A 19,487-nucleotide genomic window follows, 5' to 3' on the forward strand; every position below is an offset into this window, starting at 1 on the left:
GGCAGACCCCTCGCCCGCACCCGTATCTCACCCTTCTCAGCACTCCGCCCCGCTGGATGAGATCCAGCGGGGCGGAATTAGCCAACAGCGTCCGGGACAGTCCGGACGGGGCCTTCGCACGCGTACCGCCGCGGGCGGCACAGGGAGGCCTACGCCAGCAGCGCCGGGATCGTCCCCTCGTGCGCCGTGCGCAGCTCGTCCAGGGAGAGGGCGAACTCGCCCTGGACCTCGACCGTGTCCCCGTCGACGACACCGATCCGGGTGACGGGCAGACCCCGCGCACCGCACATGTCGTTGAAGCGGAGCTCTTCCGAGCGCGGGACGGCGACGACCGCGCGGCCCGCCGACTCCGAGAACAGGAGGGTGAACGCGTCGAGACCGTCGGGCACGATCAGCCGGGCACCCTTGCCGCCCAGCAGGGCCGACTCGACCACGGCCTGGATCAGACCGCCGTCGGACAGGTCGTGCGCGGAGTCGATCATGCCGTCGCGGGACGCCGAGATGAGGATCTCGGCGAGCAGCCGCTCGCGCTCCAGGTCGACCTGCGGCGGCAGACCGCCCAGGTGGTCGTGGACGACCTGCGACCAGGCCGAACCGCCGAACTCCTCACGCGTGTCACCGAGCAGGTAGAGGAGCTGGCCCTCTTCCTGGAAGGCGGCCGGCGTGCGGCGGGCGACGTCGTCGATGACACCGAGCACCGCCACGACCGGAGTCGGGTGGATGGCGGCCTCGCCGGTCTGGTTGTAGAGCGAGACGTTGCCGCCGGTCACCGGAGTGCCCAGCTGCAGGCAGCCGTCGGCGAGCCCGCGGACGGCCTCCGCGAACTGCCACATGACGGCCGGGTCCTCGGGCGAGCCGAAGTTCAGGCAGTCGGAGACGGCCAGCGGCCTGGCACCCGTCGTGGCGACGTTGCGGTACGCCTCGGCGAGCGCGAGCTGCGCGCCCGTGTACGGGTCGAGCTTGGCGAAGCGGCCGTTGCCGTCCGTGGCGATGGCGACGCCGAGTCCGCTCTCCTCGTCGATGCGGATCATGCCCGAGTCCTCGGGCTGCGCCAGCACCGTGTTGCCCTGCACGAAGTGGTCGTACTGGGAGGTGATCCAGGACTTGGAGGCCTGGTTCGGGGAGGAGACGAGCGCGAGGACCTGGTCCTTGAGCTCGTCGGAGGTGGCCGGCCGGGGCAGCTTGTTCGCGTCGTCGGCCTGGAGGGCGTCCTGCCACTCGGGACGGGCGTACGGGCGCTCGTAGACCGGGCCGTCGTGCGCGACCGTGCGCGGGTCGACGTCGACGATCTTGCCGCCGTGCCAGTAGATCTCCAGGCGGTCGCCGTCGGTCACCTCACCGATGACGGTCGCGATGACGTCCCACTTGTCGCAGATCTCCAGGAACCGGTCGACCTTCTCCGGCTCCACGACCGCGCACATGCGCTCCTGCGACTCGCTCATGAGGATCTCCTCGGGCGAGAGCGTGGAGTCGCGCAGCGGTACGTCGTCGAGGGTGACGCGCATGCCGCCGGAGCCGTTCGAGGCGAGCTCGCTGGTCGCACACGACAGGCCGGCCGCGCCCAGGTCCTGGATGCCGACGACCAGCTTCTCGGCGAAGGCCTCCAGGGTGCACTCGATGAGGAGCTTCTCCTGGAAGGGGTCGCCGACCTGCACGGCCGGGCGCTTCGACGGCTTGCCCGTGCCGTCGGCACTGTCAGAATCCGTGTCGAAGGTCTCGGACGCCAGGATCGACGCTCCGCCGATGCCGTCGCCACCGGTGCGGGCCCCGTAGAGGATGACCTTGTTGCCGGCGCCGGACGCCTTCGCGAGGTGGATGTCCTCGTGCTTCATGACGCCGATGGCACCGGCGTTGACCAGCGGGTTGCCCTGGTAGCAGGCGTCGAAGACGACCTCGCCGCCGATGTTCGGCAGGCCCAGGCAGTTGCCGTAGCCGCCGATGCCGGCGACGACGCCGGGCAGGACGCGCTTGGTGTCGGGGTGGTCGGCCGCGCCGAAGCGCAGCGGGTCCACGACGGCGACCGGGCGGGCGCCCATCGCGATGATGTCGCGGACGATGCCGCCGACGCCCGTGGCCGCGCCCTGGTAGGGCTCGACGTACGAGGGGTGGTTGTGCGACTCGACCTTGAAGGTGACCGCGTAGCCCTGGCCGACGTCGACGACGCCGGCGTTCTCGCCGATGCCGACGAGCAGCGCGTCGGACTGCGGGGCCTTCTCGCCGAACTGGCGCAGGTGGACCTTGGAGGACTTGTACGAACAGTGCTCTGACCACATGACGGAGTACATGGCGAGCTCGGCGCCGGTGGGCCGGCGGCCGAGGATCTCGACGACCCGCTCGTACTCGTCCTTCTTCAGGCCCAGCTCGGCCCAGGGCAGCTCGACGTCAGGGGTGGCGGCCGCGTGCTCGACCGTGTCCAGAGGCGTGCGGCTCATGCGGTGACCAGCTTCTTGAGGATCGAGGTGAAGAAGGGGAGGCCGTCGGTGCGGCCGCTGCCGATGAGCGGCTCGACGGCGTGCTCGGGGTGCGGCATGAGGCCGACCACGTTCCCGGCCTCGTTCGTGATCCCGGCGATGTCCCGCAGCGAACCGTTCGGGTTGTAGTGCTCGTCAGCGGCTCCGTCACGGGCCACGTAGCGGAACGCGACGCGGCCCTCGGCCTCCAGCTGGTCGAGCGTGCGCTCGTCCGCGACGTACCGCCCGTCCATGTTCTTCAGCGGGATGTGGATCTCCTGGCCGGACTCGTAGTCGGTGGTCCAGGAGGTGTCCGCGTTCTCCACCCGCAGCTTCTGGTCGCGGCAGATGAAGTGCAGGTGGTCGTTGCCGAGCATCGCGCCGGGCAGCAGGTGGGCCTCGGTGAGGATCTGGAAGCCGTTGCAGATGCCGAGGACCGGCATCCCCGACTTCGCCTGCTCGATCAGCGGCTCCATCACCGGCGAGAAGCGCGCGATGGCGCCGGCCCGCAGATAGTCGCCGTAGGAGAAGCCGCCGCACAGCACCACGGCGTCGACCTGCTTGAGGTCCTTGTCCTTGTGCCAGAGCGCGACGGGCTCGGCGCCGGCGAGCCGGATCGCACGCTGTGTGTCCCGGTCGTCGAGGCTGCCGGGAAAGGTGACGACTCCAATACGAGCGGTCACTTCTCTTCCTCCACCTTCACGGTGAAGTCCTCGATCACGGTGTTGGCGAGGAAGGATTCCGCCAGTTCGTGGATGCGGGCGAGTGCGGCGTCGTCCACCGGTCCGTCCACTTCGAGTTCGAAACGCTTTCCCTGACGTACGTCGGAGACACCGTCGAAACCGAGACGCGGCAGTGCACGCTGCACCGCCTGGCCCTGGGGGTCGAGGATCTCCGGCTTGAGCATGACGTCGACTACGACGCGTGCCACTGGCACTCCCGGTGTGTGGTGCTGAGCAGGTCCCTTCAGACTACCCGTACGAAATTTCTACTCGCGTAGATTCGTAGAATCCTACGTGAGCCCGATCACGATCCCGCATCGGCGCGAGGCCCGCCGGGAAAAATCCTGGGAAAACCGCAGAAGACCGATGACGCCTCTTTGCCGCTGGACACGCGCAGGGATTTAGCCGGGCTTCACAATGCAATGCCGGGCCCTGTACAAAGGAAAACGCATTAGCCGATACTTTGCCCAATAACAGCCGGACAGTCGACATCTCTCCGCGTACTTCACCGCGTCCGTGCACGTCATGGCGCGTGATCGCGGAGGTGTCGCACGAAGGGACCGATATTCGTGGCGCAGCGTGTCGTGGTCACTCTCTCCGACGACATCGACGGCTCGGAAGCGGCGGAGACGATCGCCTTCGGGCTGGACGGCAAGTCGTACGAGATCGACCTCAATCCAGCCAATGCCAAGAAACTGCGTAAGGCGCTCGCCCCCTACGTCGAGGCCGGCCGCAAGCGGGCGCGGTCCGGCAAGGCGTACACGCACACGGCACTGACCCCCGACCCGGCCGCCGTCCGCGCCTGGGCCCGGTCCAACAAGCTGGACGTGCCGCCGCGCGGCCGGATCCCCAAGAAGGTCTACGACGCGTTCGCCGAGGCGCACTGAGCCGGGCCGCCGGGGTCCGGCTCCTCGTCCCGGCGCCCCTCTTTCGAGGGACCCGGGCGGCGCGGGGCTGACGAGGGCCCGTCAGCGGGCCCCGGGGGCAGCCGACTTGCGCTGCCCCCCTGCTGATCAGCTAGAGTCTGGAACACGCCGAGGGGCAAGGCCGAAAAGCCGCAGCCCACGAGGTCGTGCGGGTGTAGTTCAGTAGTAGAACATCCCCCTTCCAGGGGGAAGGCGCAGTGTGCAATTCCTGTCACCCGCTCCGCATCGCTTACCTACCACTCTTGTGGATCAGGTAAGGTGGTGCTCGCGCCGATCGGTGAGAGCCGGTCGGAGGCAATGCGAACGTAGCTCAGTTGGTAGAGCGCAACCTTGCCAAGGTTGAGGTCGCGAGTTCGAACCTCGTCGTTCGCTCCACAGAGAAGGCCCCGGTCGATGACCGGGGCTTTTTGCTGTGCGGTGGGGCCGGAACCGGGCGGGCCGGTGCCGCCGCCGGCACGTCCCCCGGTGCACTCCCCTGGCGCGCCGACTGGTGCGTCCCGGGCACCGAAAAGGTTGGGTATAGTAGGTGTCGCGCCACGGCGCAGCAGTGCGAACGTAGCTCAGTTGGTAGAGCGCAACCTTGCCAAGGTTGAGGTCGCGAGTTCGAACCTCGTCGTTCGCTCCACAGAAGAAGCCCCCGGCCTCGGCCGGGGGCTTCTTCGTGTGTTCAGGACCAGCTCGTACCGGTCAGCCGCTCGAAGGCCTCGATGTACTTGGCGCGGGTCGCGTCCACCACGTGCGCGGGCGGCGCGGGCGGCGGCTGCTCGCTCCCGCGGTCCCAGCCGGACTCCGGCGAGGTCAGCCAGTCGCGGACGAACTGCTTGTCGTACGACGGCTGGGCGCGGCCCGGCTCCCACTCCTCGGCCGGCCAGAAGCGCGAGGAGTCGGGGGTGAGCACCTCGTCGGCGAGGACGAGCGTCTCCCCCTCGAAGCCGAACTCGAACTTGGTGTCCGCCAGGATGATGCCGCGGTCACGGGCGATGTCGCGGGCGCGGCCGTAGACGGCGAGCGTCGTCTGGCGGAGCTGGGCCGCGGTCTCGGCGCCGACCTGACGGGCGACCTCCTCGTAGGACACGTTCTCGTCGTGCTCGCCGACCGCCGCCTTGGTGGCCGGGGTGAAGATCGGGGCGGGAAGCTCCGAGCCGTCGACGAGGCCCTCGGGGAGAGCGAGGCCGCAGACGGTGCGCGACTCGTTGTACTCGACGAGGCCCGAGCCGGTCAGGTAGCCGCGCGCGACGCACTCGACCGGGACCATCTCCAGGGACTTGCAGACGAGGGTGCGGCCCGCCCAGTCGGCGGGAGCGCCCGGCGGCAGCTCGGTGCTCAGGACGTGGTTGGGGGCCAGCTCGGCGAGCTGGTCGAACCACCACAGTGACAGCTGGGTGAGGACGCGGCCCTTGTCGGGAATCTCGGTCGGCAGCACCCAGTCGTAGGCGGAGATGCGGTCGCTGGCGACCATCACGAGGTCGCCCGCCTCGTTCTGGTACAGGTCGCGCACCTTGCCGGTGTGCAGGTGCACCAGGCCCGGCACCTGCAGGGGCTCGGGCTTGTCGACGAATCCGGACACGGTTCCTCCCCGTGGTTGATGAAAAGGGGCGCCCGCGAGGCCCGAAGAGGCTGGCGGTGGGCGACGGGTGGGCCCAGGTGGGTCGATTCTCCCGTATGCGGGGGGCGGCTCCGGTCACCGGGTGTGCGGGGCAGCCTCGGGGGCGGTGCGTGCGCGGGTGCCGGTGCGGGCCCGGTCGGGGCTGGGGGCGGAGGTGCCGCGGTGAGCGGGCGGAGGTGCGGGGCGGCGGAGTCAGTCCCGTTTGCAGATGCGGTCCAGGAGGTTCGCCGTGGCGCGCTGGACACGGGTGTCGACGTGGCCCGGACGGTCCAGGGCCGGCGACCAGGCGAACGTTCCGGACGCGAAGACCAGGGCTCCCGACTCGGCACGGTAGACGGACGTCTCCTGGTGACGGGTGACACCCTCGCTGTCCGCGTACGGGGAGTGTGCCAGCAGGATCCGGCCCTGGTGCTCGGGCAGCGGGGTGCGCGGAAAGTAACGGTCGGCCTCGCCGGCGACCAGACCGGGGAGTTCGTCCCCCTCGTGCGCGCCGGTCGCCTCCCACAGCCAGTGGTCGGCGTTGCGGACGACGAGCGGGTGGGGCTCCGGGACCCGTCCCGCGTACTGGATGCCGATCAGTTGCTGCTCCGGGCGGTCGATCTCGCGCCAGAGCGCCGCCTTTCCCGGCCCCTTGCGCTTGCGGCAGGTCAGCAGGCGGTCCGGGACACCGGACGGGGACGGCCCCAACTCCACCTGCCAGTACATGGTGTTGGCGGAAAGGAAGACGAGCGACGTGCCGTGGTCGCGGGCGCGCTCCACGGTGCGGCGCATCGCGGTCGACCAGTACTCGTCATGGCCGGGGAAGACCAGGCCCCGGTAGCGGGTGGGATCGACCCGGCCGGCGTGCAGATCGCGGGCGTCGGCGTACGCGAGGTCGTAGCCGTAACGCTCGGCCCAGCGGATGAAGTCGTAGGCGTGGCCCACGTGGAGGGGCAGGCCGGCGCCTGCGTACGGGCGGTCGAAGGAGATCGTCGTCGCGGCGTCGGCCTCTCCGAGGAGCCGGCCGTCCTCGTCCCACGCGTGGTACAGGCTGGCGCCCGTGCGGCCGTCCTCCGGGTACAGGTTGTACGCCTGCCACGTGATGTCGGGGAGCAGGAGCAGCAGATCGGCGGGGTGGTCGTCGCGGACCGTGAAGGGGACGTGGGAGCGGTAGCCGTCGGCCGTGGTGAGTACGGCGACGTACGCGCCGACCGACCAGTGGCTCGGGATCTGCAACCGCCAGGACAGCCACCAGTGGTGGCACGACACCGTGCGGTCGGCGGTGAGCGGGGGCGGCTGGACGATGCCGGAGAGGCGCGGGCTGGTGGTGATCTTCGAGGCGCCGTCTCCGCCGTAGTGGCCGATGCGGTAGATGTCGACGCTGAATTCCTGCGGCGGGTCGACGGTGATGTGGAAGTCGAGGGACTCGCCCGGGGTCGCCGCGCCGGTGGACGTGAAGCCCTTGATCTGGCGGTGGACGTCGTCGGCGGAGCGGGGACCGCCGGGGGCGGGGCGGGAGCGGGGACCCGAAGGGGCACGGCGGGGGCGGGGGACGGCCGCGGCGGGGCCCCCGGGGGGTGCGGGGTCGAGGGGGAGTTCGTCCGCGGGGTCGATGTACCAGGGGACGACCTGGCCGGTGTCGCCGAAGTACTGCTCGTCGCCGCGGAGCCAGGGGACGGGGCCCTGGCCGAAGGGATCCGTCACGGCGTGTGCCAGGGCTCCCGACTCCCAGCGGCGGATCTGTTCCGACCCCATGTCCGCTCCCCTCCTCAGTGCCCCCGTACGTTGCGGTTCCTGCCGTGCGCGCGATCGGTCTCCAGCACATCACATAACGCACGTACTCCGTCACCGTTCGTCGCGAATTGGCGTTAACGGAGCGGCGCGTTCCGTGGCCTCGGTGGGTGGGGCGCCTTGGCCCGGTGCGTCCGTGCGCGGTCAGACCAGGCGGACTGGTTTCTCGGGGCGGACGCCTGTCCGGTGGAGCCAGGTTCTGAGCGGGGCCGGGTCGCCGGACTCGATCAGGGCGAGGACCCGGGGGCCCAGGTCGGCGGCGCGTTCGCCGTCGACCAGGAGGGCCGGGCCGTCGAGCCAGTCGAGGCCCGGCACCGCGCCGGCCGTGTCCATCGCGGCGCAGCACACCATCGCGGTCACGTGATCGGCCAGCAGCTCGCGGCCCGTACGCGGCGGCTGAAGCGGGAAGAGGGGAAGCATCCCGTCCGCCCACAGCGCGCTGTCGGGGCCGCCCTGCTCCACGCCGGAGGCGGGGACGGGCCCCACCGCCGCCTCCTCACGTGCGATCTCCGCACTGAGCGCGGCCACCAGCGCGGCCGTCCGCTCGTTGCCCAGGGGGTCCTCGTCCTCGTCGCCGATGTCACCGGCGTCACCGGCGTCCTCGTCCGGAGGTGCCGCCACGGCGGGCGAGTCCGCCGGGACCGTCGTCATGTGGTCCATCACCCGGGACAGCGTGGGACCGGGGTCGGGTGCGGCCGGGCCCCGCGCGGGGCGGACGCCCTGGGCGTCGAGGACGCGGTGGAGGCGGGCCGCGTCGGTCCGCCAGGTGCGGTCGACGACCTCCTCCGGATACTCCTGCCAGTTCACCGGTGCCCAGTCCGGCCCTCGCTCGGCGGGACCGCCGTGGAAGAGGCGGGCGGCGAGGAGGGAGGCCGCCTCGTCGACCGTGCCGGGCTCCTCGAGGAGGTCGCAGGCGGGGCGCTCGCCGAGCCGGGAGGTGAAGCCCTCCGCGAGGCGGTCGCGGCGCGAGAGTTCGGTGAGGGCCGCCACGACGCCCGCGTCGAGCCGGGAGGGCCAGCGGCCCATGCGCCAGGCGGGCACGGCGACCCGGGTCAGCAGGCGGTCCCAGCCCGCGTACGCCAGCCCCACCTGTTCCTGGGCGACGATCCGCAGGCCGTAGTCCACGGCCTGGGCGCGCTCGGCGGCGGCTGCCGCCACCCCCCGCTCCATCTCGGCCGCGTGACCGCGGCAGCTGCGCAGGAGCAGGCGGGTCACCCAGCCGGCGACGCCGAGCGCCGTACGCACCAGGGGGCCGCGGGCCGGCGCGGAGGTCTCGGCCACGGCCGCGTCCAGCCCTCGTACGAAACGGCGGGCCGCGGCTATGTCCGGGTGGGCCGAGGGCCCCGTGCCCGCGACGACCGGGGCGAGGACCGCACGCAGCTCCCCCACCCGCATCCACCACAGGAAGGGCGAGCCGATGACGAGGACGGGTGTCGCGGTGCTCCGCCGGTGCCCGTGTCTCCGGGCCCTGAGTGCCGCGAGGCGGCTGCCGCGCCGCACGGGGCGGCTCTGGGCCGGGTGGGTGCGGTCCTCCAGCCAGCTGTCGCAGTCCGGGGTGAGCGCTATCGCGGAGGGGACCGGGACGTCGAGCCGGTCGGCCAGGTCGCGCACCATCCGGTACAGGTCGGGCGCCGAGGTCTCGACGATCGGGACCGTGGGGCTGACCGCCGGGCGGGCCCGGGAGACGACCAGCGCGATGGCCACGGCCGCCAGCAGGACCACCACGGCGAGAACCGAGACGACCCAGCGGGCGGTACCCCAGAATCCGCCGACGAGATGGCCGGTGGGGCCGCCGACGAGCAGCACGACGGCGACGGCCGCGGGCAGCAGGGCGACGGCCAGCGCCCTGCTGCGTATGCGCAGCACGGCGAGAGCCCGGGAGCGCGCTGCTTGCACGCCCACCTCCACACCCATACCGGTCACGACCGGATGACACCCCCTACCGTCTCGCCCGTAGCCGGCCGTGACAGTGGCTGTCACGGCCGGCTACGGGGCATGCCCTGGCGTTGCTCATCCCCCCACTGTGGCACCCGCCGCTGACATCGCAATGCCGGTGGGCCAAGTGCCGGAACGCTTGCGCCGCACCCTAGTTGGGGCTCCGGCCCCCGTCAGCCGGATGGGGCATCGGTCACTCGATGGAATGGCTTTGGGGAGAGGTGGATGACGGTCGGCAATGATCAGGCCCCGGATTCCTGAGGAATCCGGGGCCTGATTGCTACAGCTGTTCGTGGCGGCGAGTGGCTGGTTCTCGTCCTTCCACGGCCGGCTGGGGCTACGCCTCCGCCGCTGCCTTCGCCGCGATGTCCGTGCGGTGCAGGGAACCGTCGAGGCGGATCCGGGAGACCGCCGCGTACGCGCGGTCGCGGGCCTCGGTGAGATCGCCGCCCACCGCCGTCACCGACAGCACGCGGCCGCCGGCGCTCACCACGGCGTCGCCCTCGCGCTTCGTACCGGCGTGCAGGACGTACGCGTTCGGAGCGTCCTGGGCCGCGACCTCGTCGAGGCCCAGGACGGGGTCGCCGGTGCGCGGGGTGCCGGGGTAGTTGTGCGAGGCCACGACCACCGTGACGGCCGCGTCGTCGCTCCAGCGCAGGGGCGGGAGGAAGCCCAGGTTCCCGGTGGCCGCGGCGAGCAGCAGGCCCGCGAGCGGGGTCCGCAGGCGGGCGAGGACCACCTGGGTCTCCGGGTCGCCGAAGCGGGCGTTGAACTCGATGACCCGGACGCCGCGCCTGGTGATCGCGAGTCCCGCGTAGAGGAGACCGGAGAACGGGGTGCCGCGGCGGCGCAGCTCGTCGACGGTCGGCTGGAGGACGGTCTCCATGACCTCGTCGACCAGCTTCGGGTCCGCCCACGGCAGGGGCGAGTACGCACCCATGCCGCCGGTGTTCGGACCCTTGTCGTCGTCGAGGGCGCGCTTGAAGTCCTGGGCCGGCTGGAGCGGGACGACGGTCTCGCCGTCGGTGACCGCGAAGAGGGAGACCTCCGGGCCGTCGAGGAACTCCTCGATGACGACGCGGTCGCAGGCGTTCGCGTGCGCCCGGGCGGCCTCGATGTCGTCGGTGACGACGACGCCCTTGCCCGCGGCGAGGCCGTCGTCCTTCACGACGTACGGGGCTCCGAAGGCGTCGAGCGCCTCCTCGACCTCGTCGGGCGTCGTGCAGACGTACGAGCGTGCCGTCGGGACGTCCGCGACCGCCATGACGTCCTTGGCGAAGGCCTTGGAGCCCTCCAGCTGCGCCGCCTCCCTGGAGGGGCCGAAGCAGGGGATGCCCGCCTCGCGCACGGCGTCGGCGACCCCCGCGACGAGCGGGGCCTCGGGGCCCACGATCACCAGCTCGGCGCCGAGCCGCGTGGCCAGCCCGGCCACGGCGGCGCCGTCGAGGGCGTCGACCGGGTGCAGCTCGGCCACCTCCGCGATGCCCGCGTTCCCGGGGGCGCAGTGCAGGGTGGTGACGTCGGGGTCGGAGGACAGGGAGTGGCACAGGGCGTGTTCGCGGGCGCCGCTACCGATGACAAGGACCTTCACGGGGGTCAGCCTAGCCGTCCCGGGCGGGTGACCTTGTAGAGGCTTCCGAGGGGTGGGCCCGGCGGCGTTGGTGGGATCCTCCGAGGCGCGGGTGCGGGCGCCGTTCCGGGCGGGGGGCCGGGGGGAGTCCCCGGGCCCGTTCCACGGAGGCAGCCGGCCCCTGCGGCGGGCGGTGGCCCCGAGAGCCTGTGCGGCGGGCGGTGGCCCGAGGGCCTGTGCGGCGGACACGGGGAGTCCCCGCGCCCGTTCCGCGGAGACAGCCGGCCCCTGCGGCGGGTGGTGGCCCCGAGAGCCTGTGCGGCGGGCGGTGGCCCGAGGGCCTGTGCGGCGGACATGGGGAGTCCCCGGGCCCGTTCCGCGGAGGCAGCCGGCCCCTGCGCCAGGCGGTGGCCTGAGGGCCTGTGCGGCGGACGCGGGGAGTCCCCGGGCCCGTTCCACGGAGGCAGCCGGCCCCTGCGCCAGGCGGTGGCCCGAGGGCCTGTGCCGCGGACGCGGGGAGTCCCCGGCCCGTTCCACGGAGGCAGCCGGCCCCTGCGGCGGGCGGTGGCCCGAGAGCCTGTGCGGCGGGTACTGGCCGACAGCCTGTGCGGCCTACGGTCCCGGGTGGCCTGTGCGGCGGGCGGTCGCGGGCGGCCTGTGCGGCTGACCGTGGCCGGCGGCTTGTGCGGCTGACCGTGGCCGGCGGCTTGTGCGGCTGACCGTGGCCGGCGGCTTGTGCGGCTGACCGTGGCCGGCGGCTTGTGCGGCTGGCGGCGGGTGGTGGCCTGCGGCCTGTGCGGCATACAGGCCCTTGCGGCGGGCGGCGGGCGGTGGCCGGCGACCTGTGCGGCGGGCCGTGGCCGACGGCCCCTGCGGCGGGCGGCCGACAACCCTTGCGGCGGGCGGCCGACGGCCTGTACGGCGTACGGCGCCTGCGGATTCCGCTTCCCCGGCGGGGTCACTCGTGTGAGAACTCCTCGACCACCGTCGCGCCCAGCTCGCGGACGATGAGGTCGTGCCCCGAGAGGGCGGACTCGTCCAGGTCGGGGTCGTCGTCCTCCGGGGTGTCGTCCTCCGGGGAGACCGGGGGCGGCGGCTCCGGGGCGGACGGGGCGGGTCTCGGGGCGGACGCGGCCCGGGCGGGACCCGCGGAGGCGGAGTCCTGGTGCGGGGCGGGACGGGCCGCGGGGGCCGGCTGCTGCGGGGCGGGGCGCGGGGCGGCAGGACCGCCGCCGTACCCGCCGCCGAAACCGGGGCCCGGGGCGAGCGGCGGCGCCGAACCGCCCGACGGGTCGACGATCGCGTCGATCTTCCACTGCACGTTGAACTGCTCGGCCAGCGCCTGCCGCAGGACGTCCTCGCTGCCGCTGCTCGCGAAGTTGTCCCGGGCGCCCGCGTTGACGAAGCCGATCTGGAGGGTCGTGCCGTCGAAGCCGGTCACCTGCGCGTTCTGGCTGAGCAGGATCCAGGTGAAGCGGCGCCGGTTCTTCACCGCCTCCAGGATGTTCGGCCACAGGGCGCGCGGGTCGGGGCCGCCGGTCACCGGAGGGGGGGCGGGCGCCGCGGGCGCCGGAGCGGGGGCTGACTGGGCCGACGGCTGCGCGGGCGTCGCCGGCGGGGACGCGGGCGCGGGGGTCGCGGGGGCCTGGCCGCTGCCCGCGGGCGCCGCCGTCGGCCAGCCGCCGGGGCGCCGGCCGCCGCCGACGGCGGTCGCGGTCGGCCAGGCGCCGGGCGCGGGGCCGGCGGCGGGCTGGGAGGGCGCGGCCGGGGACGGCTGCGGGGCCGCCGGAGCGGGAGCGGGCGGAGGTGCGGGGTCCGCCTGGGCCGGCGCCGGGGCGGGTACGGGCGCCGCCGGGGCCGGGGGCCGTACCGGTGCGCCGGAGTCCGCCGTGGGTCCGCCGGCCCCGGAAGCCGCGCCGGCCGACCGCACCGCGGCCCGGACCGCCGCTGCCCCGCCGCCGGGCGGCACGGCGGCGCCGACCGGTGCCGGAGGAGACCCGGCTCCCTGCGGAAGCGGCGCGCCAGTGCCGTGCGCGTCCGGGCCGGGTGCCGGCACGTAGCCCATGGCGGGTCCCGCGCCCGCGGCGCCCCCGCTCGCGTTCACGCCGCGTTCGATCCGGTCGAGCCGGGCCATGACGGACCGCTCGTCCCGGTAGGCGGCGGGAAGCAGTACGCGCGCGCAGATGAGCTCGAGCTGGAGCCGCGGCGAGGTGGCGCCGCGCATCTCCGTCAGTCCTTCGTTGACCAGGTCGGCGGCGCGGCTCAGCTCCGCGGCGCCGAAGACACCGGCCTGGGCCTGCATCCGCTCCACGACGTCGGCGGGGGCGTCGATGAGTCCCTTCTCCGCGGCGTCCGGCACGGCCGCCAGGATCACGAGGTCCCGCAGCCGCTCCAGCAGGTCGGCGACGAACCGGCGGGGGTCGTTGCCCCCCTCGATGACGCGGTCGACGATCTCGAAGGCCGCGGCCCCGTCACCGGAGGCGAAGGCCTCGACCACGGAGTCCAGCAGCGAGCCGTCCGTGTAGCCGAGGAGCGAGGTCGCCATGGCGTATGTCACACCGGCGTCGCCCGCTCCCGCGAGCAGCTGGTCCATGACGGACATGGAGTCACGCACGGAACCGGCGCCGGCCCGCACGACCAGCGGCAGCACTCCGTCCTCCACGGGGATGCCCTCGCTGCCGCAGACCTCGCCCAGATACGTCCGCAGCGTGCCGGGCGGCACCAGCCGGAAGGGGTAGTGATGCGTCCGCGACCGGATCGTCCCGATGACCTTCTCGGGCTCGGTCGTGGCGAAGATGAACTTGAGGTGCTCCGGGGGCTCCTCAACGACCTTCAGCAACGCGTTGAAGCCGGCCGGCGTGACCATGTGGGCCTCGTCGATGATGTAGATCTTGTACCGGCTGCTCGCGGGGCCGAAGAAGGCCTTCTCGCGCAGGTCACGGGCGTCGTCGACGCCTCCGTGGGACGCGGCGTCGATCTCGATGACGTCGATGGAACCCGGCCCGTTCCTGGCCAGGTCGCGGCAGGACTGGCACTCGCCGCACGGCGTCGGCGTGGGGCCCTGCTCGCAGTTCAGGCAGCGGGCGAGGATGCGCGCGCTCGTGGTCTTCCCGCACCCGCGCGGACCGCTGAACAGGTACGCGTGATTGACCCGGTTGTTCCGCAGCGCCTGCTGCAACGGGTCGGTGACATGCTCCTGCCCGATGACCTCGGCGAACGACTCCGGGCGATAGCGGCGGTACAGCGCGAGAGACGACACACCTACGAGGTTATAGGCGCCCACCGACAACGAGGACCGCCCGGGAAGCCGCCTCGCTCCGGACCCGCCCGCCCCTCGGCACCGCCCGGGCCGGCACCCCGGCCGACAGCCGGACCAGCGTCCATACCGACGGCCGGACCGAACCCCCCGGGAACGCAGACGCCCCCCACGCACCCGCCAGAGCCGACCTACCCTTGCTGCCTTCCGGCCCTGGGGGAGTTCAGTCAGATAGCGCCACGTGAGGGGCTCCGCACAGGTTACCTGATCCTGGCGGGGAGAACGAGTTCGCGAGCACTCCTCAACGTCTTGTATTGTTTGCCGCGGAGGATTCGCCTAGAGGCCTAGGGCGCACGCTTGGAAAGCGTGTTGGGGGCAACCCCTCACGAGTTCGAATCTCGTATCCTCCGCCAGTGCCTCACCGGGCACTAACGTCGAAGGGCCCCGCTGCTTGCAGCGGGGCCCTTCGACGTTAGTGGCTGCAGTTGGCACAGGAGACCCGCTGAGGTACCGATGGCTCGTCACACGCTGGCCCACCGGCTCCTTCACGGTCAGCGCACGTCATGACTGCCTTCACCCAGAGCCAGCCGATAACGGAGCGCGCCACGGCTCGGATCGCCCGCCGGTCCACACTCCCCCTTCCGGCGTTGTAGGCAGCGGTGTATCCGGCAGGACCGCAGCCGCCAGACTTTCAGCGGCAGGAGGGCGATCGCCCTCCGACGGGGCGGGCGGCCTGCTGAACATGGCTCTCCGCCGTCTCGCCGCCCCGGGCCAGCCCTTCCATCTGATCGTCGCAGGAGGGGCACCGGCGGGCACACCTGCCCAGCGCTCACCGACATCCGCACCACGAGCGCCCGGCTCCGCCGCCTCTCGCCGCCAAGTTTGCTGTCGACCCCTAAGCATCCACGAGCGGAGGCTCCGCCTGGGGCTGGCCAACCGAGCCCTGGCGCGGGCCACCACCCGTGTCGCCGGCTCCTACGAGTCGACGCTTTCGCTCCTGCCTGACTCCGCACGCAGCTCGGCGGTCGTCACGGGCAACCCCGTCACCGGCGGTGCCCAGGGCTCGATCAAGACAACACCGTGATCCACGCGGTCCTGCCCTGATTGCTCACCCAGGCCAACGTCATCCACCAGTGCGGTGCCACCTCCATTGAGGACTCGCGCCAGCACGCGACCCAACTCCCGGTCGAGGTCCGGCCCCGCTTCCTGGTCACGGACTTCGTCGGCCCGGAACTTCCAGACGTCCTTGCCCTCGCCGGCGTCGTCATCTCCCGCAGCGGCACCGGCACCATGGCCGAGCTCACCGCCCTCGGCAAGCCGTCCGTCCTGATCCCCTTAGTAACGTCGGCGGGCTACGAGCAAAACACCGCGCCCTCCACCTCCAGCAGGCAGGCGCGGCGGTCGCCCTGGTGGAGGGCGCGGTGACCCCGGACAACCTTCGCGCGGTGGTCGGCTCGCTCCTCACTTCAACCGAGCCGCGCAAGCACCTGGCGCAGCACTTTGTCATTGGGGCCGGACGGGTACCGCCGACCGGCTCGCTGAGGTGTTGCTGAGCGCGGGCGTCCGACGGAGACACATACGAAGTGACTGTGCGCTGTGCACTCAGTTCTTTTCGCTCGGTGACGAAGAAGGGATCGGGGTGGTTGATGACCAGAAATCCGATCGGACGTCGGGGTCCGGGATCGATCCACCCGCGTAATTGGGGCCGACCGTCTCGGCTGTCGGCGGCGACACCGAGGACTTGGTGACACACGGTGTAGCCACCTCGAAGAAGGCTTGGCCGTTGCCTCCGATGAGGAGACGCACACGGAACTGGTCGGGTGTCTCGAAGTACGTCGCAGGGCTCTTGATGCTTCGGTTCACACCAAGCTGTCGGTACCCCTCGGCCTTCCAATAGCGCTCCACCACCCCGAGGAAACTACCCTTGCGTTCCGGGGAGATGACGGTCATCACTGCGCGACGCCGAGACACATCACAGCTGCCCTCGGTGGATTCCCCGTGGGTCCAGTGGACGGCAGGCTTGATGGCAGCAAAAGTCCCATCCAAGATCTTGTCGGCGTGTTCCGCCGCTTCTTGCATGTTCATCTTCGGCTTCCCTTCAGTCGACTGCTCCGAAGTTCCGCATCCTGTCAAAAGTAGTATTCCTACCAGGAGCGTTACGCTGACGCCTCTCATCGCGGCTGCTCCAAGGCGATTTCGTCGGACTTCCCAACCACGATTTTGGCAATATTGTCGGCTGACATCTGATCCTTTGCGGGGGTGAAATAGTGCGAGTGTGCGTCAAACCCACCCTCGGCCACAGGAGGGCCATCGTCGACCAAGAAGCGAGTGGCCCCGAACTCCTTGTTCGCCGGATCGGTTCCGAACCAGATCTGACTAGGGTCCGTCTGCTGGTCCTGAGCCATATAGCCGGCAATGCCACCCACGACGGTACCGGCTGCACCACCAACGACTCCGCCTGCGGGGCCACCCATCCCCAATCCCAATACAAGACCTGCCGATCCGCCCCCAGCAGCGCCGGCTCCCATGCCACTGGCTTCATTGTGATTAGGGAGCTTGGTGACGATGTCGTTGTCTGCCGCGCCGACGAATACGTGATGCTTGCCGACGTTCAGGTCGTCGGCGGTCTCTGCACCAGTGCCCGGGCTACCGACGAGGACGATGTCGTCGGCTCCGGGGACCCCACCCTTCTCCTGAGCTGCCAGGCCGACGGTGAGGGAACCGTATGAGTGCCCGATGGCCGTGATATGCGGATCCTCGTTCTCGTTCGTCGCCGAGATTCCTGCCATGAAGCTGTTGTATGCCGGTGCTCCGGCTTCGGCATTTTCCCTGAACATGACGTCCGTGTTAGCGGCGAGGTCAGTGGGAGAGACCTGGGGCGCGTCGTAACCGAGCCAGACGATCGATGCGGTTGAGCTGTGAGGGTCGGCTTCCCTGGCACCAAGAGCAGTATCCTGGGCTCGTTTCATCGTGCCGCCGACGAACTCACCATCCAGCTTCGTTGAGAGCCCAGGGACATAAGCCGAGACGTTCTTCGCCGTGTCGGGATTCCCATAGGAAACGATCGCACGGCCGTTTCCTTCGTCTCCGACACCAAGGAGATACATCGGGGGCACACTTGGTTCCTGTAGTTTCTCCTGAATCCCCTTCAGCCCGTCCAACATCGTCTTCGACTCCTCGTCATCCTGCCCCGAGAGTTTGCCGATGAGGAGCTGGATGTTCTCCCGATTGGCCTCGTCCCGCACGGTCGCAGGGATGCCGTCCAGGTTCCCGATCACGTCCGGGTAGACCGCCAAATACTCCTCGCGCTGCTCCTGCGTGAGGCTGTCCCACCAGTCCTTGCGCGTGGCAGGGGACCTGTCGAGAGGGATGTCGTCCTTCAGGTATTCCGTTGCGGCCTCGCCCACGGCCTTGACGTCGGCGGCAGCGTCGGCCCAGGTCTTCGCGTCGACTTTCAGCCCGGGACCTGCTTTGAGCCTGCTTAGCGCCTGCCGGTAACGTTCGTCGACCTCCCGGGCCTCGCGCAGGGCGTGGGCGATGCGGTCGGCGATGTCCTGCGCCTTGGCTTGATTAGGGTTGGGGTTGATCAAGCCAGGCGTCCCGGGGCCGGTGCCGGGCGTGTACAGCCCCTTGTCGCTCGGTGGGTAGAGGCCGTTGTTGCCCGGCGTGAGCATGCCGTTGTTGCCCACTGCCGAGCCGCCGGGGATCTTCTCCCCGGTCATCTCGTTCTTACCGCCACCGGGGTACCCGATGCTCCCGTCCTTGTTCACCGTGTACGACAGAGCGATGGCGTCGTCCAGCGCGTCCTTCAGCCGCCGCTGAGGAGCTCCGAGTTCGGAGGCGAGACCGTTCACCGAGGAGCGGATCAGTCCGCACTCGGCCTGGATGTAGCGGAAGTTGCGGCTCAGTCGCTGAAGCCGCCGGACGGCCGCCGTCGCCGACTCGCTCTCTTGCGTCTTGGACAACTTGCCGGCCATCTCGGCATCCACGCGCTCGGCCGAGGCATCCGCGTAGTGCGACACCTCGGCCCATCCGTCGGCCGCCTCGTCCAGCTCCGACAGCTTCAGGTCCCGCAACTGCTGCCAGGTTAACGCCGAGGTCACTAGCGTCCGTCCCCTTCCGAGACGTGCACAGCGCGCGCCTTGGCAGCAGCAGCACTGTCGTACTCACCCATGTCCTTGGCGACGGCGCGCAGCTTGGGCTGCAGCGACTCGCACTCGTCCCGTACCGCCTCCAGCCGCTTCTCCCAGGAGGTGAGTACCGTCTTCAACGCACCCAGGCTCGCCAGGCCCTCAGCCCCCGTCGACACGCCCGCATGGCCGGACTGCAGACTCTTCCTCGTGGACTCGGTGCTGATCCTCAGATCGTCCGCTGTGCCTGCCGCGTGGGTCCACGGCTCGTTCGAGTGCCGCAAGGTGCCCCAGCCGTCATCCGATCCGGGCTTCGACGCCCCCGTGGGAGCGCTGCCGCCCTGGTCAGCCGGCAACTGGTTGAGCTGCATCTGAGTGGGGTGGCGCTCGGCCGCCGCGGCCTTGATCTGTTCCCACTCGTCCCACGCCACCAGCGATCCCTCCCCGTTGTATGACTCCACAGCGCTGCCTGAGCCTGCTGTTGCGGACGTTATCTCGTGGTCGCAACGCAATGTATCCGTGCGATCTGCCAGAGCGACTGAGTACTCCTACTCATGCCTACGGACCTGTCCTGCTGTCACAGCGACCACAACGGGGTGACATTGCGACACCGCCCCGGTTCAGGGGACAGCCGAACCACCGTCACGCATCGGACATTCACAGAACGACCTCTGCGCACGTCGACAGCCCGCTCTCGTCGACTGCCGCCCCCGCGACAGTTGGGGCATGGCAGCAGTGGAGTGGCCAGACGCGCGCCGGAGTCGGCCTTCAGCCAACTTCACGCCGTGGTGACGCCAGGACTCCGCGAAGATACGGGACCGCAGCTATCTCGCGAGAGTTGCTTCCGTCACCGACGACGACGTCATTGGCACTTCCAGTGAGCGACTGCTCCGTGACCTTCACGAGCAATCAGTTCGGCAAGTACGTCACGTGCCGGAACACCGGCACCGTCACTCTGGTCATCGTCGACACGGCCGACGCGCCGGCCAAGCACACCTGGTCGGTGTCGCCTCCTGTGGCAGCCAGATGCTGACCCGCGTCGGGTGAACCGTCGTACCGGAACCCACGTTGTGGTCCATCGAAGGAGCCTTTGATGCCGGGGCACACAACCTGGTGCAACGC

At 70.9% G+C, this 19,487-nt stretch carries 14 protein-coding genes, 4 tRNA genes and 1 other RNA gene; 7 read left to right on the plus strand and 12 right to left on the minus strand.

Translation table 11 applies throughout. The features are described from left to right. Positions 1-149 precede the first annotated feature (149 nt). The 3 genes from purL to purS are packed head-to-tail and all read right to left on the minus strand — an operon-like array spanning position 150 to position 3,381. A complete protein-coding gene (purL, locus tag AC069T_RS32845; RefSeq protein WP_478786214.1) occupies positions 150-2,432 on the minus strand; it encodes a phosphoribosylformylglycinamidine synthase subunit PurL in 2,283 nt (760 codons plus the stop codon). Beyond that, positions 2,429-3,133, minus strand: a complete 705-nt coding sequence (purQ, locus tag AC069T_RS32850) for a phosphoribosylformylglycinamidine synthase subunit PurQ (protein WP_478786215.1) — start codon at positions 3,131-3,133, stop codon at positions 2,429-2,431. Before purQ ends, purL begins: the two co-directional genes overlap by 4 nt. Further along, positions 3,130-3,381 carry a phosphoribosylformylglycinamidine synthase subunit PurS gene (gene purS, locus AC069T_RS32855; protein ID WP_121404865.1) on the minus strand — a complete coding sequence of 84 codons (252 nt, stop codon included), beginning with the start codon at positions 3,379-3,381 and terminating at the stop codon, positions 3,130-3,132. Before purS ends, purQ begins: the two co-directional genes overlap by 4 nt. Before the next feature lie 360 nt (positions 3,382-3,741). Here purS and AC069T_RS32860 point away from each other — a divergent pair, with 360 nt between their 5' ends. The 4 genes from AC069T_RS32860 to AC069T_RS32875 all read left to right on the plus strand — a co-directional run bounded on the left by AC069T_RS32860 (position 3,742) and on the right by AC069T_RS32875 (position 4,723). Further along, positions 3,742-4,059, plus strand: a complete 318-nt coding sequence (locus tag AC069T_RS32860; RefSeq protein WP_478786216.1) for a histone-like nucleoid-structuring protein Lsr2 — start codon at positions 3,742-3,744, stop codon at positions 4,057-4,059. Between the two features lie 187 nt (positions 4,060-4,246). Continuing rightward, positions 4,247-4,318 (plus strand) — tRNA-Gly (locus AC069T_RS32865). Between the two features lie 79 nt (positions 4,319-4,397). Further along, positions 4,398-4,473: transfer RNA gene (locus tag AC069T_RS32870), tRNA-Gly, on the plus strand. 174 nt (positions 4,474-4,647) lie between these two features. Then, positions 4,648-4,723 (plus strand) — tRNA-Gly (locus AC069T_RS32875). 42 nt (positions 4,724-4,765) lie between these two features. Here the strand turns inward: AC069T_RS32875 and AC069T_RS32880 are convergent. From AC069T_RS32880 to ffs, 6 genes are all read right to left on the minus strand, one after another. Further along, a complete protein-coding gene (locus AC069T_RS32880; RefSeq protein WP_478786217.1) occupies positions 4,766-5,665 on the minus strand; it encodes a phosphoribosylaminoimidazolesuccinocarboxamide synthase in 900 nt (299 codons plus the stop codon). A 231-nt stretch (positions 5,666-5,896) separates the two neighbouring features. Then, positions 5,897-7,438 (minus strand): N,N-dimethylformamidase beta subunit family domain-containing protein, encoded by a 1,542-nt coding sequence (locus AC069T_RS32885; protein ID WP_478786218.1) that lies wholly within the window; start codon positions 7,436-7,438, stop codon positions 5,897-5,899. Between the two features lie 180 nt (positions 7,439-7,618). After that, the gene (locus AC069T_RS32890; protein WP_478786255.1) at positions 7,619-9,388 is read right to left on the minus strand and encodes a M48 family metalloprotease; all 1,770 of its coding nucleotides are present in this window, start codon (positions 9,386-9,388) and stop codon (positions 7,619-7,621) included. Between the two features lie 358 nt (positions 9,389-9,746). Next, a complete protein-coding gene (gene purD, locus AC069T_RS32895) occupies positions 9,747-11,000 on the minus strand; it encodes a phosphoribosylamine--glycine ligase (RefSeq protein WP_478786219.1) in 1,254 nt (417 codons plus the stop codon). 937 nt (positions 11,001-11,937) lie between these two features. Next, positions 11,938-14,238, minus strand: coding sequence for a DNA polymerase III subunit gamma and tau (locus AC069T_RS32900; RefSeq protein WP_478786220.1), 2,301 nt, complete (start codon positions 14,236-14,238; stop codon positions 11,938-11,940). A gap of 155 nt (positions 14,239-14,393) precedes the next feature. Further along, positions 14,394-14,488, minus strand: an RNA gene (gene ffs, locus AC069T_RS32905) — signal recognition particle sRNA small type. Positions 14,489-14,560: 72 nt separating this feature from the next. Between ffs and AC069T_RS32910 the strand changes: the two genes are divergently transcribed. Both AC069T_RS32910 and AC069T_RS32915 read left to right on the plus strand, forming a co-directional pair. Beyond that, positions 14,561-14,648, plus strand: a tRNA-Ser gene (locus AC069T_RS32910). Between the two features lie 691 nt (positions 14,649-15,339). Then, entirely contained in the window at positions 15,340-15,660 is a 321-nt protein-coding gene (locus AC069T_RS32915) for a glycosyltransferase (protein WP_478786221.1), read from the plus strand. A 177-nt stretch (positions 15,661-15,837) separates the two neighbouring features. On the opposite strand, the gene AC069T_RS32920 is transcribed toward AC069T_RS32915, so the two are convergent. From AC069T_RS32920 to AC069T_RS32930, 3 genes are all read right to left on the minus strand, one after another. Continuing rightward, on the minus strand, positions 15,838-16,320 hold the full coding sequence (locus AC069T_RS32920; protein ID WP_478786222.1) for a hypothetical protein: 483 nt from the start codon (positions 16,318-16,320) through the stop codon (positions 15,838-15,840). Between the two features lie 86 nt (positions 16,321-16,406). Continuing rightward, a complete protein-coding gene (locus AC069T_RS32925) occupies positions 16,407-18,338 on the minus strand; it encodes an alpha/beta hydrolase (RefSeq protein ID WP_478786223.1) in 1,932 nt (643 codons plus the stop codon). After that, the gene (locus AC069T_RS32930) at positions 18,338-18,826 is read right to left on the minus strand and encodes an amino acid ABC transporter permease (protein WP_478786224.1); all 489 of its coding nucleotides are present in this window, start codon (positions 18,824-18,826) and stop codon (positions 18,338-18,340) included. The genes AC069T_RS32925 and AC069T_RS32930 overlap by 1 nt, the downstream gene beginning before the upstream one ends. A 431-nt stretch (positions 18,827-19,257) precedes the next feature. Between AC069T_RS32930 and AC069T_RS32935 the strand changes: the two genes are divergently transcribed. Continuing rightward, entirely contained in the window at positions 19,258-19,398 is a 141-nt protein-coding gene (locus AC069T_RS32935) for a hypothetical protein (RefSeq protein WP_478786225.1), read from the plus strand. Positions 19,399-19,487 lie beyond the last annotated feature (89 nt).

This window comes from Streptomyces sp. NPDC043867, assembly GCF_056435845.1.

Excerpts from the sequence above, each read along its gene's own strand:
- AC069T_RS32885 (WP_478786218.1), bottom strand. The coding sequence starts at position 7,438 with ATGGGGTCGGAACAGATCCGCCGCTGGGAGTCGGGAGCCCTGGCACAC.
- purL (WP_478786214.1), bottom strand. The coding sequence starts at position 2,432 with ATGAGCCGCACGCCTCTGGACACGGTCGAGCACGCGGCCGCCACCCCT.
- AC069T_RS32890 (WP_478786255.1), bottom strand. The coding sequence starts at position 9,388 with ATGGGTGTGGAGGTGGGCGTGCAAGCAGCGCGCTCCCGGGCTCTCGCC.
- AC069T_RS32920 (WP_478786222.1), bottom strand. The coding sequence starts at position 16,320 with ATGAACATGCAAGAAGCGGCGGAACACGCCGACAAGATCTTGGATGGG.